Source organism: Streptomyces sp. NPDC001204 (genome assembly GCF_053598035.1).
The window spans coordinates 1-13,609 of record NZ_JBSFJL010000005.1; the positions used below are offsets into that span (position 1 = coordinate 1).

5 protein-coding genes, 1 tRNA gene and 1 rRNA gene are annotated in these 13,609 nt (G+C 70.1%); 6 read left to right on the plus strand and 1 reads right to left on the minus strand.

Annotated features, from left to right (window positions below; translation table 11 throughout):
- The 3 genes from rrf to ACWC91_RS08865 all read left to right on the plus strand — a co-directional run.
- A 5S ribosomal RNA gene (gene rrf, locus ACWC91_RS08855) occupies nucleotides 1–88 on the plus strand; the annotation flags it as partial.
- Nucleotides 89–202: 114 nt separating this feature from the next.
- A complete protein-coding gene (locus tag ACWC91_RS08860; RefSeq protein WP_450643937.1) occupies nucleotides 203–883 on the plus strand; it encodes a DegT/DnrJ/EryC1/StrS family aminotransferase in 681 nt (226 codons plus the stop codon).
- Between the two features lie 41 nt (nucleotides 884–924).
- Nucleotides 925–1,000, plus strand: a tRNA-Thr gene (locus ACWC91_RS08865).
- A gap of 54 nt (nucleotides 1,001–1,054) precedes the next feature.
- Here ACWC91_RS08865 and ACWC91_RS08870 read toward each other — a convergent pair.
- Entirely contained in the window at nucleotides 1,055–3,808 is a 2,754-nt protein-coding gene (locus tag ACWC91_RS08870) for a SpoIIE family protein phosphatase (protein WP_450643936.1), read from the minus strand.
- A 375-nt stretch (nucleotides 3,809–4,183) separates the two neighbouring features.
- Between ACWC91_RS08870 and ACWC91_RS08875 the strand changes: the two genes are divergently transcribed.
- From ACWC91_RS08875 to ACWC91_RS08885, 3 genes are all read left to right on the plus strand, one after another.
- Entirely contained in the window at nucleotides 4,184–9,691 is a 5,508-nt protein-coding gene (locus ACWC91_RS08875; RefSeq protein WP_225075966.1) for a HAMP domain-containing protein, read from the plus strand.
- A 291-nt stretch (nucleotides 9,692–9,982) separates the two neighbouring features.
- Nucleotides 9,983–10,663, plus strand: a complete 681-nt coding sequence (locus ACWC91_RS08880) for a response regulator (RefSeq protein WP_225075965.1) — start codon at nucleotides 9,983–9,985, stop codon at nucleotides 10,661–10,663.
- Nucleotides 10,664–10,839: 176 nt separating this feature from the next.
- A complete protein-coding gene (locus ACWC91_RS08885) occupies nucleotides 10,840–13,593 on the plus strand; it encodes a DNA translocase FtsK (RefSeq protein ID WP_281155884.1) in 2,754 nt (917 codons plus the stop codon).
- The last annotated feature ends 16 nt before the right edge of the window (nucleotides 13,594–13,609 follow it).

The following is a 13,609-nucleotide window of genomic DNA, read 5'->3' on the forward strand; positions in this document are numbered from 1 at the left end:
CGGTTACATTCCGAACCCGGAAGCTAAGCCTCACAGCGCCGATGGTACTGCAGGGGGGACCCTGTGGGAGAGTAGGACGCCGCCGAACAAATTTTGAAAGGGTTGGGCCCCGAACTTCGGTTCCGGGTCCAACCCTTTTTTGTTTTCCGTTACTTGAAGTTCATGTTGCGCAACCAGCATCCGCCTCATGGGTATTGGAGCTCTGCTCAGCGCCGCCGGCGTCGGAGTCGGTGACGAGGTCGTCGTGCCGGCATTCGGCAACGTGGAGGTCGCCGAGGCCGTGACACAGGTGGGCGCGCTGCCGGTGTTCGCCGACATAGACCCGATGACGTACTGCCTCGACGCCTCCACCGTCGAACAGGCCCTGACGTCGCGCACGGTGGCCGTGGTCGTCGTACACCGCTTCGGCCGGTCCGCCGACATGGGACGGCTGCACGAGATGGGCCGGCGACACGGACTGCTGGTGCTGGAGCAGGGCGAGTCCGAGGCGCCGTACGACGAGATGGCGCGGCGCAGGGAGCGTGCCGCATATCTGGACACCAGGCTGCGGGGCGTGCGGACCCCCGACGGTGGTGACGGGCACACCTATCAGCAGTACGTGGTGCGGGTGCCCGGGAACGGCCGGCCGGACCGGGACGCCTACGCACGCGCCGTACGCGCCAGGGGAGTCGACTGCCGGGTGCCGGTGAAGACCCCCGTGCACCGGCTGCCGGAGTTCCGCCGGTGCGTGTCCCTGCCGGAGACCGAGCGGGCCGCCGAGGAGACGCTCACGCTGCCCGTGGACGCCTCGTTGACGCGTCGGGAGATGCAGCGGATCGTCTCGGTGTGCAACGCGCTCGGCGGACCGATCGCGGTTGGGAGCACGGTCCTGTTCGGGGTATGATCTATTCCGTTGCCGCGGGGGGAACCCCGAAAAGGTGACAGGCCCCCATAGCTCAGTCGGCAGAGCGTCTCCATGGTAAGGAGAAGGTCAACGGTTCGATTCCGTTTGGGGGCTCCAACGGAAAAGGCCCTCACCCATCGGGTGAGGGCCTTTTCCATGCCCTGTGGCGCCCTACTGCTGGAGGCCCGGCACCCGCATCGCCAGGATCGCCATGTCGTCGGACGGGGCGTCCGAGGCGAAGCGCTCCACCGCGCGCATGATGCGGGCCGCCACCGCACCGGCCGTCAGCCCCGTACAGGTGGTGAGCACGTCGGCGAGACCGTCGTCGCCCAGCATCCGGGTGCCCTCACGGCGCTCGGTGACGCCGTCCGTGACGCACAGCAGCACGTCGCCCGGGTCCAGCGTGATCGTCTGCTCGTACAGCTCCAGGTCCTCCATGACGCCGAGCAGCGGCTGGGGGTCGGCGGCCGGCTCCACCGTGCCGTCCTGACGCAGGCGCAGCGGCAGCGGATGGCCGGCACAGACGACCTTCAGCCGGGCGCTGCCGTCCTCCTGCGGCCACAACTCGCCGTACAGAAGCGTGAGGAAGCGGCTGCGGGCGCCCTCGTCGAGGATCGCGGAGTTCAGGCGCTCCAGCACCGCCGGGCCGGCGAAGCCCTCGCGGGCCAGCAGCCTGAGCGCGTGCCGGGCCAGTCCGGTCACCGCGGCCGCCTCCGGGCCCGTACCGCAGACGTCGCCGATGGCGAAGCCGTAGGCGCCGTCACGGATGGGGAAGAGGTCGTAGAAGTCGCCGCCGACCTCGTTGCCCTCGCCGGCCGCGCGGTAGATGACCTCGACCTCCACGCCCTCGACGTCGGGGAGTCCCGGCGGCAGGAGGCTGCGCTGAAGCGACTGGCTGATGGCCGTGCGCTCCGAGTACAGGCGGGCGTTGTCCAGGGCGAGGGCGGCGCGGCGGCTCAGGTCCTCGGCCAGTTCCAGGATCTCCTGGCGGAAGTGCTCGTCGGTGGGCTTGCCGAGGGTGAGCATGCCGATGACGCGGTTGCGGGCGACCAGCGGCAGGACGACCGTCTCGCCGCCGACCGCGGAGGCCGTGGCGAGGGTCGGTCCGATGGTCGTTCCGATGTGGTGGTGCGAGTCGCCCAGGCTGAGGCTGCGCATGGAGCTGCGCAGGGCCGCCTGGTGGGCGGCCTCGCCGGGAGCGGTCCACACGCGTGCTCCCGGCGTGGGAACCGGGTCCGGCGGGGCGATCTTGGACAGCAGGGACTTGATGCCGTCGATCAGTTCCTCGTCCTCGTGCAGGACGTAGGACAGGTAGGGGTCGGAGGCCTGGTCGGCGATCGTGTAGACGGCGCACCAGGTGGCCAGGGTCGGGACCGTCATCTGGGCCATCAGGGCGAGGGTCTGGTCGCGGTCCAGGGTGCCGGCCAGCAGGTCGGAGGCCTCCACGAGGAAGCTGAGGGAGCCGCGGCGCAGCCGCTCCAGTTCGCCCAGGCGGGCCGACTCGACGGCCAGGGCGATGCGGTCGGCGGCGAACTGGAGACGCAGCGCCTCCTCGTTGGAGTACCGGCCGGGTGCCTCCGCGGCGACGCCGAGGGAGCCGGTGAGGCGGCCCTCGACCTTCAGCGGGACCGTGACGACCGAGCGCATGCCCGTGCTGTTGAGGAGGGGGACGGCGCCCGGGACGGCGGTGAGGTCGTCGTGGACGGCGGGCATCCGGGCCGAACCGTAGCGGCCGGGGCCCGCCTCGACGGGGACGCGGGCGAAACGCTGGCGCGCGGAGGGCAGGCCGGTGGAGGCGCGGACCTCCAACTCCGTTTCGTCGTCGGTGGCCAGCAGGAGGAAGGCGGCGTCGCCGTCGAGCATGTCGCGGGCGCGTTCCACCGTGCGTTGCAGCAGGCCGTCGAGGTCGTCGGGGGCCGGAGAGCCGATGAAGACCTCGAAGGGGTCGGCGCTGGATCCCTCGGTGGCGCTGCCCGCGTCGGCGGACGCCGGGAGGCGCAACGGTGTCTGGAGCACGGCCCGTTCGTGATCCCGTACGAGCAGGCAGACCGTGGAGGGTTCGCCGTCGGTGTCGCGGACGCGGAGGTGGGAGGCGTAGACGGGGATGACGCGGCCGTGGGCGCCGCGGATGCCGTAGCTGCCTTCCCAGCGGGAGAGTTGGAGCGCCTCGGCGATGCCGGTGCTGGTGCCGGGGGTGTGCGGCCAGGCGGCGAGATCGGTGAGCGGCCTGCCGGTGACCTGCTTGGAGGCGTAGCCGAACAGTTCCTCGGCGTCCTCGTTCCAGGCGCTGATGGAGCCGCCGCGTTCGATCTGGACGACGGCCACGCGGACCCGGCCGTCGGCGAGCGGGAGGAGGTCTGCGGGCAGGCAGGGGCCGGCGGCGCGGGTGCCGACCGGGCGCTCGGGCAGGTCCAGTTGGAACCAGACCTTCTTGTGCGTCGGCGTGTACTCCACGCCCCAGCGGCCGGCCAGGGCCGCGCACAGTTGCAGGCCGCGGCCGCCCTCGCGGTCGGGGCTGCCCATGTTGATCGCCGAGCTCTGCACCGGGAGCTCGCGCTCGGGGTAGCGGTCGGACACCTCGATGCGCACCCCGTCGTCGCTGCGCAGGCACAGCACGTCGGCGGCGGTTCCGGCGTGGACGACGGCGTTGGTGACCAGTTCGCTGGTGAGGACCACCGCGTCGTCGACGATGTCGCCGAAGCCCCACCCCTGGAGGGTGTCGCGGACGAAGGACCGGGCGGTCGCGACCGATCGCCCCAGGGGATCGAAACTGGCGGCCGCGCGCGCGGTGATCACAGAACTCCTTGTCCGGTTGTCGACGTGCAGACCCTGGTGGCCGATGGGCTCGCGGCGCTGCTCGGGCAGCTGCGGGCCGTTCGGCTGTGGCTCCGGGGGCTGTCCCCCGGGGATCACTCCGGTGGTCATGTCTGCGGCCGCCCTCCGATGCCCGCTCGTTCCCGTGCCACCGCCCAGGCCGGACGGACCGGTGCGGCTGGACAGCCCCGTGCAAGGTTACTTACCTTCGCCGTCCACGCGGATGCCGGTCGCCAGTGTTTCCGCCCCGAGGGTGTGCGGAGGGTGTGCGAAGCTGCCGAACTGTTATGGCCTGGTTCGGCCGGGGTGAAACACTGGGCAGGCTTCTGGTGAAGGTCCGGGCAGGCTGAGTGTGTTCTCTGCACCCAGGGCAGTAGCTCTCCCTGTGGGCTGATTACATCGGACAGGAATGCGCAGCAGTAACCGGTACGCGAGCAGGCGTACCGCAGCACGGCGGTAACGGTCGACCCCTGCGGGAGGGACACAGTGGAGTCTGGCGCAGCGACGCGGAGCACGAAGACGCGCGCGAAAGGCGGACAGTCCCCGAAGAACCGGCGCACGACGCGCAACGGGACCACCGAGGTGGACACGGCTTCCCTGAACCGACTGCTGGCCGCTCTGGTGTCGATGCGCGACGGCAATTTCCGCAGGCGGCTCACGGTGTCCGGGGACGGCGTGATGTCGGAGATCGCGGCGGTCTTCAACGAGGTGGCCGACCGCAATCTGCATCTGACGGGCGAGTTGTCGCGGGTGCGGCGCATGGTGGGACGTGAGGGAAAACTCACCGAGCGGCTGGAGACGGGCGCCTGCGAGGGCTCCTGGGCGGCCGCGATCGACCACTCCAACGCACTGGTCGACGATCTCGTACGACCGGTCTCCGAGGTCGGCCGGGTCCTCTCCGCGGTCGCCGAGGGCGATCTGTCGCCGCGCATGGAGCTGCGCACGCAGGTGCCGGAGGGGGCCGGGCATCCGCTGCGCGGCGAGTTCCTGAAGGTCGGGCGGACCGTCAACAACCTCGTCGACCAGTTGTCGACGTTCACCGACGAGGTCACGCGCGTGGCCAGCGAGGTGGGCACGGAGGGCAAGCTGGGCGGGCAGGCACGGGTGCGCGGTCTGTCCGGATCGTGGAAGGACCTCACGGACTCCGTCAACACCATGGCGTCCCGGCTGACGGCGCAGGTGCGGGACATCGCGCTGGTCACCACGGCGGTGGCCAAGGGCGATCTGTCACGGAAGGTGACCGTCCACGTCGCCGGCGAGATGCTGGAGCTGAAGAACACCGTCAACACGATGGTGGACCAGCTCTCCGCGTTCTCCTCCGAGGTGACGCGGGTCGCCCGTGAGGTGGGCACGGACGGCATCCTCGGTGGTCAGGCGCATGTGCCCGGGGTCGACGGCACCTGGAAGGAACTCACCGACTCGGTGAACCTGATGGCCGGCAACCTGACGGCGCAGGTGCGCGGGATCGCCCAGGTCACCACCGCCGTGGCGAACGGCGACCTGTCGCAGAAGGTGACCGTTCCGGCGCGTGGCGAGGTCGCGCAGCTCGCCGACACGATCAACCAGATGACCGAGACGCTGCGCATCTTCGCGGACGAGGTCACACGGGTGGCCAACGAGGTCGGCGCCGAGGGCCGCCTGGGCGGGCAGGCGAACGTGCCGGGGGTGGCCGGCACCTGGAAGGACCTGACGGACTCCGTCAACACGGTGTTCCGGAACCTCACCACACAGGTGAGGGACATCGCCACCGTGACGACGGCCGTCGCCAGCGGCGACCTGTCGCAGAAGGTCACCGTCGACGTGGCCGGCGAGATGCTGGAGCTGAAGAACACCGTCAACGGCATGGTCGACCAGCTGTCGTCGTTCGGTGCCGAGGTCACGCGGGTGGCGCGGGAGATCGGGGTCGAGGGCGAGCTGGGCGGTCAGGCGCAGGTGGCGGGCGCGGCGGGGACCTGGAAGGACCTCACCGACTCCGTCAACACCGCGTTCCGCAACCTCACCGGGCAGGTGAGGAACATCGCCCAGGTGACGACGGCCGTGGCCAACGGGGACCTGTCGCAGAAGGTCACCGTGGACGTCTCCGGCGAGATGCTCCAGCTGAAGAACACCGTGAACAGGATGGTGGACCAGCTGTCGTCGTTCGCCGACCAGGTGACACGGATGGCCCGGGACGTGGGCACGGAGGGCCGCCTGGGCGGTCAGGCCCGCGTGGACGGCGTGTCCGGCACCTGGAAGGAGCTCACCGACTCCGTCAACTTCATGGCCGGCAACCTCACCTCCCAGGTGCGGCAGATCGCACAGGTGACGACGGCCGTGGCCCGCGGCGACCTGTCGCAGAAGATCGACGTCGACGCGCGCGGGGAGATCCTGGAGCTGAAGAACACCATCAACACGATGGTCGACCAGCTCTCGGCCTTCGCCGACCAGGTCACCCGGGTCGCCCGTGAGGTGGGCACGGAGGGGCGTCTGGGCGGTCAGGCGCAGGTGCCCGGCGTCGCCGGTGTGTGGCGGGACCTCACGGACTCCGTGAACGGCATGGCAGGCAACCTCACCGCCCAGGTGCGCAACATCGCCCAGGTCGCCACCGCCGTGGCCCGCGGTGACCTGTCGCAGAAGATCACCGTGGACGCGCGCGGGGAGATCCTGGAGCTGAAGAACACCCTGAACACGATGGTGGACCAGCTCTCCTCGTTCGCGCAGGAGGTCACGCGGGTGGCCCGTGAGGTGGGTACGGAGGGCATCCTCGGCGGTCAGGCCGAGGTCCAGGGCGTCTCCGGCACCTGGAAGGACCTCACCCAGTCCGTGAACTTCATGGCGAACAACCTGACCAGCCAGGTGCGCAACATCGCCGAGGTCACGACCGCGGTCGCCAAGGGCGACCTGTCGAAGAAGATCACCGTCGACGCCAAGGGCGAGATCCTCGAACTCGTCACCACCGTCAACACGATGGTCGACCAGCTGTCGTCCTTCGCCGAGCAGGTCACGCGGGTGGCGCGCGAGGTGGGCACGGAGGGCATCCTCGGCGGCCAGGCGCACGTGGCCGGCGCCGTGGGCATCTGGAAGGACCTCAGCGACAACGTCAACCTGATGGCCAACAACCTGACCATGCAGGTGCGCAACATCTCCCAGGTGGCGGCCGCGGTCGCCAACGGCGATCTGACGCGGACGGTGACGATCGAGGCGCGCGGTGAGGTCGCGCAGCTCGCGGACACGTTCAACACCATGGTGAAGACGCTGAGTTCGTTCGCCGACCAGGTCACCAAGGTGGCCCGCGAGGTGGGCACGGACGGCATCCTCGGCGGCCAGGCGTACGTCCCGGGGGTGGCCGGCACCTGGAAGGACCTCACCGAGTCCGTGAACCAGATGGCGTCCAACCTGACCGGTCAGGTGCGCAACATCGCCATGGTCACCACCGCCATCGCCAAGGGCGATCTGACCAAGAAGATCGACATCGACGCGCGCGGGGAGATCCTGGAGCTGAAGACGACCATCAACACGATGGTCGACCAGCTGTCCAGCTTCGCCGAGGAGGTCACCAGGGTCGCCCGAGAGGTGGGCACGGAGGGCCAGCTCGGCGGCCAGGCACGCGTGCGTGACGTCGACGGCACCTGGCGGGACCTGACCGAGTCCGTGAACGAGATGGCCGGTAACCTCACCCGGCAGGTGCGTGCCATCGCGCGCGTGGCCACCGCGGTCACCCGCGGCGACCTGAACCTGAAGATCGACGTGGACGCCTCCGGGGAGATCCAGGAGCTCCAGGACTACATCAACAAGATGATCGCCAACCTGCGCGACACCACGATCGCCAACAAGGAGCAGGACTGGCTCAAGGGCAACCTCGCCCGGATCTCCGCGCTGATGCAGGGCCGCCGTGACCTCCAGGACGTGGCCTCGCTGATCATGAGCGAGCTGACGCCGGTGGTCTCGGCACAGCACGGTGCCTTCTTCGTCGCCATGCCGCTCGCCGACGACACGGACCTCGGGGGCGAGGGCGAGGACTCCTACGAGCTGCGGATGCTGGGTTCCTACGGCTACTCGCTGGGTTCGATGCCGACGTCGTTCCGGCCGGGCGAGGCGCTGATCGGGACCGCCGCGGAGGAGAAGCGGACCATCCTCGTCGACAACGCGCCCAGCGGCTATCTGAAGATCTCCTCCGGGCTCGGCGAGGCGCCGCCCGCGCAGGTGATCGTGCTGCCGGTGCTGTTCGAGGGGACGGTGCTCGGCGTCATCGAGCTGGCCTCGTTCACGCCGTTCACCCACATCCAGAAGGACTTCCTGAACCAGATCGCGGAGATGATCGCCACCAGCGTCAACACCATCTCCGTCAACACCAAGACCGAGCAACTGCTGAAGCAGTCCCAGGAGCTGACCGAGCAACTGCGGCTGAGGTCGGAGGAGCTGGAGCAGCGGCAGAAGGCGCTCCAGGCGTCCAACGCCGAACTGGAGGAGAAGGCCGAGCTGCTGGCCCAGCAGAACCGCGACATCGAGGCGAAGAACTCCGAGATCGAGGAGGCCCGGCAGGTCCTGGAGGAGCGCGCCGAACAGCTCGCCGTCTCCATGCGCTACCGCAGCGAGTTCCTGGCCAACATGTCGCACGAGCTGCGTACGCCGCTCAACTCCCTGCTGATTCTGGCCAAACTGCTCGCCGACAACGCCGAGGGCAACCTCTCCCCGAAGCAGGTCGAGTTCGCCGAGACGATCCACGGCGCGGGCTCCGACCTGCTCCAGCTGATCAACGACATCCTGGACCTGTCGAAGGTCGAGGCGGGCAAGATGGACGTCTCCCCGACGCGCATCGCGCTCGTCCAGCTCATCGACTACGTGGAGGCCACCTTCCGCCCGCTGACCGCGGAGAAGGGCCTCGACCTGTCCGTACGGGTGTCGCCGGAGCTGCCCGCGACCCTGCACACCGACGAGCAGCGGCTGCTCCAGGTGCTGCGCAACCTGCTGTCCAACGCGGTGAAGTTCACCGACTCCGGGTCGGTGGAGCTGGTCATCCGTCCCGCCCGGGACGACGTTCCGCAGCCGATCCGCGAGCAGTTGCTGGAGGCCGGCTCGCTGACCGACCCGGACGCGGGCATGATCGCCTTCTCCGTCACCGACACCGGGATCGGCATCGCGGCCAGCAAGATGCGGGTGATCTTCGAGGCGTTCAAGCAGGCCGACGGCACCACCAGCCGCAAGTACGGCGGTACCGGACTCGGGCTGTCCATCTCGCGGGAGATCGCGCAACTGCTCGGCGGTGAGATCCACGCCCAGAGCGAGCCGGGCCGCGGCTCGACGTTCACCCTGTATCTGCCGCTGCACCCGGGGGACCTGCCGCCGCAGGGATACCAGCAGCCCGGCTCCGTGCTGGACGCCGGCGACCTGGTCGCCGCACCCGGGCCGGACCCGTCCGGGCAGGCCGCCGCACAGGTCGAGACGCCGGCCGAGGTGAAGTCGTACCGGGAGACGCAGAACGGTCCCGCCGCGCTCTTCCGGCGCCGCCGCAGGGCCCTGCCCGCCGCCGACCACAGGCAGGCGCGGCACGGACAGCCGTTCCAGGACCGGTGGATGGTGGCGTCGGCGGGCCCGGCGGAGCCGGAGACCGCCCCGCAGGGGCACCACGACATCCGGTTCGGCGGCGAGAAGGTGCTCATCGTCGACGACGACATCCGCAACGTCTTCGCCCTGACCAGCGTCCTGGAGCAGCACGGCCTGTCCGTGCTGTACGCCGAGAACGGGCGCGAGGGCATCGAGGTGCTGGAGCAGCACGACGACGTGGCGGTCGTCCTGATGGACATCATGATGCCCGAGATGGACGGTTATGCGACGACCACAGCGATCCGGCGGATGCCGCAGTTCGCGGGGCTGCCGATCATCGCGCTGACCGCGAAGGCGATGAAGGGCGACCGGGAGAAGGCGATCGAGTCGGGCGCCTCCGACTACGTGACCAAGCCGGTGGACCCCGATCACCTGCTGAGCGTGATGGCGCAGTGGATGAGCGGGGAGTGACGACGGACCGGTGACCGGAACGTTCGGAGGGCGTGGGACGTTGTCGACTCGGAGGCCAGGAAGCCGTGTAGAAGTGCGGAATCCGGGGAACCTTCTGGTCTCCCGCGACGTTTCTGCCAGGTGCACAGTGACATCACGGTGACAGGGTGTGGCGACGGGCGGGGTGCGGCTACGATGACCGGCACAAGGACGGGCGGCGCAAGGGAGTCGTCCCCTGGGGCGGCACCCGCCGGTGCCTCCCCGGTTCCTGCGGACAGGGGCGGCCCCAAGCCGGGGCGAGGAGGGCGGGCCATGGTGCAGAAGGCCAAGATCCTCCTGGTCGATGACCGGCCGGAGAATCTGCTGGCGCTGGAGGCCATCCTCTCCGCGCTCGATCAGACGCTGGTGCGGGCATCGTCCGGGGAGGAAGCGCTCAAAGCACTGCTCACGGACGACTTCGCGGTCATTCTGCTGGACGTCCAGATGCCGGGCATGGACGGCTTCGAGACGGCCGCGCACATCAAGCGGCGGGAGAGGACCCGGGACATCCCGATCATCTTCCTCACCGCCATCAACCACGGCCCCCACCACACCTTCCGGGGGTACGCGGCGGGCGCGGTGGACTACATCTCCAAGCCGTTCGACCCGTGGGTGCTGCGTGCGAAGGTCTCGGTCTTCGTGGACCTGTACATGAAGAACTGCCAGCTGAAGGAGCAGGCGGCCCTGCTGCGGCTCCAGTTGGAGGGCGGCGGCAAAGGCGCGGTGGGCGACGGCAAGGAGTCGGCCGGTCTGCTCGCCGAACTCTCCGCCCGCCTCGCGGCCGTCGAGGAGCAGGCGGAGGCCCTGTCCAAGCAGTTGGACGACGAGTCCGCCGACGCGGCGGCGGTGGCCACGGCGGCTCATCTGGAGCGCAAGCTGACGGGCCTGCGACGCGCCCTGGACGCGCTGGAGCCGGGCACGGGGAGCACCTCCTCGGTGCCTTCGCAGGGCTGAGTCCGAATCCGGGGCGCGGGCCCGGCCCGCTCGGCGAGCGGCGGGATCGGGCCACGCTCCCCGTGATGTACGGCTCTTGAGGGCGTGTCAGCCAGGCTCCTCTCCGGACCCGACACGAACGGGTGAAGCAGCGGGCGCACGTGTCCACTGTCGTCTCCACCGGTAACCTCACACCCATGGCCTCACGTCCCTCCGCAGCCAAGAAGCAGCCCGCGAAGAAGGCCGCCGCTTCCGGGGCGGCTCCGGCGAAGAAGGCCGCGGCGAAGAAGTCGCCCGCCAGGAAGGCGCCCGCCAAAAAGGCCGCGGGCAAACCGGCGGCCCGGCCGGCGCCCAGTCCGACGGGAGGCGTGTACCGGGTCGTGCGCGCCCTCTGGCTCGGGCTCGCGCACGCCGTCGGCGCCGTCTTCCGCGGAGTGGGGCAGGGCGCCAAGAACCTCCACCCCGCGCACCGCAAGGACGGCATCGCCCTGCTGCTGCTCGCCGTGGCCCTGATCGTCGCCGCCGGCACCTGGGCCGATCTGCGGGGGCCCGTCGGCGACCTGGTCGAGATCCTGGTGACCGGTGCCTTCGGCCGGCTGGACCTGCTGGTGCCGATCCTGATCGCGGTCATCGCCGTCCGCTTCATCCGGCATCCGGAGAAGCCCGACGCCAACGGCCGGATCGTCATCGGACTGTCCGCCTTGGTGATCGGCGTGCTGGGGCAGGTCCACATCGCCTGCGGCTCGCCCGCCCGCAGCGACGGCATGCAGGCGATAAGGGACGCCGGCGGGCTCATCGGCTGGGGCGCGGCGACGCCGCTGACCTACGCGGTGGGCGTGGTCCTCGCCGTACCGCTGCTCGTGCTGCTCACGGTGTTCGGCCTGCTGGTCGTCACCGCGACCCCGGTCAACGCGATCCCGCAGCGGCTGCGGCTGCTCGGGGTGCGCCTCGGCATCGTGCACGACCCGGAGTCCGACGAGTACGGCGACGACGACGCGCGCTACGAGGAGCAGTGGCGCGAGGCGCTGCCCGCGCGCTCCCGCAAGCGGCCGAGCGCCCCCCAGGACCACGACCCCGACACCGCGGAGCAGGAGGCCCTCTCCAAGCGGCGTTCCCGTCCCCGGCGCTCGGCGGTGCCGCAGCCGGACATGGAACGGCGGATGGACGCCGTGGACGTCGCCGCCGCTGCCGCCGCCGCGCTCGACGGCGCGGTGCTGCACGGCATGCCGCCCTCGCCGATCGTCGCGGACCTCACCCAGGGCGTCGGCGTGGGCGACCGCGGGGAGAGCACCACTCCGACGCCCGTGCCCGCCGCACGCCCCGGCCAGGACGGCCGGACCGGTCGGTCCGAACAGGACCCGCCCGCCCCGCGTCCCGCCGACCAGAAGCAGTCCGGGGTCCCCGACCTCACGAAGACCCCGCCGCCCCAGCCCCGCGACCTGCCGGCGCGCGCCGAGCAGCTCCAGCTCTCCGGCGACATCACCTACTCCCTGCCCTCCCTCGACCTGCTCGAGCGGGGCGGCCCGGGCAAGGCGCGCAGCGCGGCCAACGACGCCATCGTCGACTCGCTCACCAACGTCTTCACCGAGTTCAAGGTCGACGCCCGGGTCACCGGGTTCACCCGCGGCCCGACGGTCACGCGCTACGAGGTCGAACTCGGGCCCGCCGTGAAGGTCGAGCGGATCACCGCGCTGACCAAGAACATCGCGTACGCCGTCGCCAGCCCGGACGTGCGGATCATCAGCCCGATCCCCGGCAAGTCCGCGGTCGGCATCGAGATCCCCAACACCGACCGGGAGATGGTGAACCTCGGGGACGTGCTGCGCCTCGCGGCCGCCGCCGAGGACGACCACCCGATGCTCGTCGCGCTCGGCAAGGACGTCGAGGGCGGCTACGTGATGGCCAACATCGCGAAGATGCCGCACATCCTCGTCGCCGGCGCCACCGGCTCCGGCAAGTCCTCCTGCATCAACTGCCTGATCACGTCGATCATGATGCGCGCGACCCCGGAGGACGTGCGCATGGTCCTCGTCGACCCCAAGCGCGTCGAACTGACCGCGTACGAGGGCATTCCGCACCTGATCACGCCGATCATCACCAACCCCAAGCGGGCCGCCGAGGCCCTGCAGTGGGTCGTGCGCGAGATGGACCTGCGCTACGACGACCTGGCGGCGTACGGGTTCCGGCACATCGACGACTTCAACGAGGCCGTGCGCAACGGCAAGGTCAAGGCGGTGGAGGGCAGTGAACGGGAGCTGAAGCCGTACCCGTACCTGCTGGTGATCGTGGACGAGCTCGCCGACCTGATGATGGTCGCGCCGCGCGACGTGGAGGACGCGATCGTCCGCATCACCCAGCTCGCGCGCGCCGCCGGCATCCATCTGGTGCTCGCCACCCAGCGCCCCTCGGTCGACGTGGTCACTGGTCTGATCAAGGCGAACGTGCCCTCGCGGCTCGCGTTCGCCACCTCCTCGCTGGCCGACTCGCGCGTCATCCTCGACCAGCCGGGCGCGGAGAAGCTGATCGGCAAGGGCGACGGGCTGTTCCTGCCGATGGGCGCGAGCAAGCCGACCCGTCTTCAGGGCGCGTTCGTGACCGAGGCGGAGGTCCAGGAGGTCGTCCAGCACTGCAAGGACCAGATGGCGCCGGTCTTCCGGGAGGACGTCGTCGTCGGCACCAAGCAGAAGAAGGAGATCGACGAGGACATCGGCGACGACCTCGACCTGCTGTGCCAGGCGGCCGAGCTGGTCGTCTCCACGCAGTTCGGCTCGACGTCCATGCTCCAGCGCAAGCTGCGTGTCGGCTTCGCCAAGGCGGGGCGGCTGATGGACCTCATGGAGTCCCGCGGCGTCGTCGGACCCAGTGAGGGATCCAAGGCGCGTGACGTTCTTGTGAAGCCCGACGACCTGGACGGCGTGCTGGCCGTGATTCGTGGGGAGTCTGAGGGGTAGCAGGAAGACGCCGTCC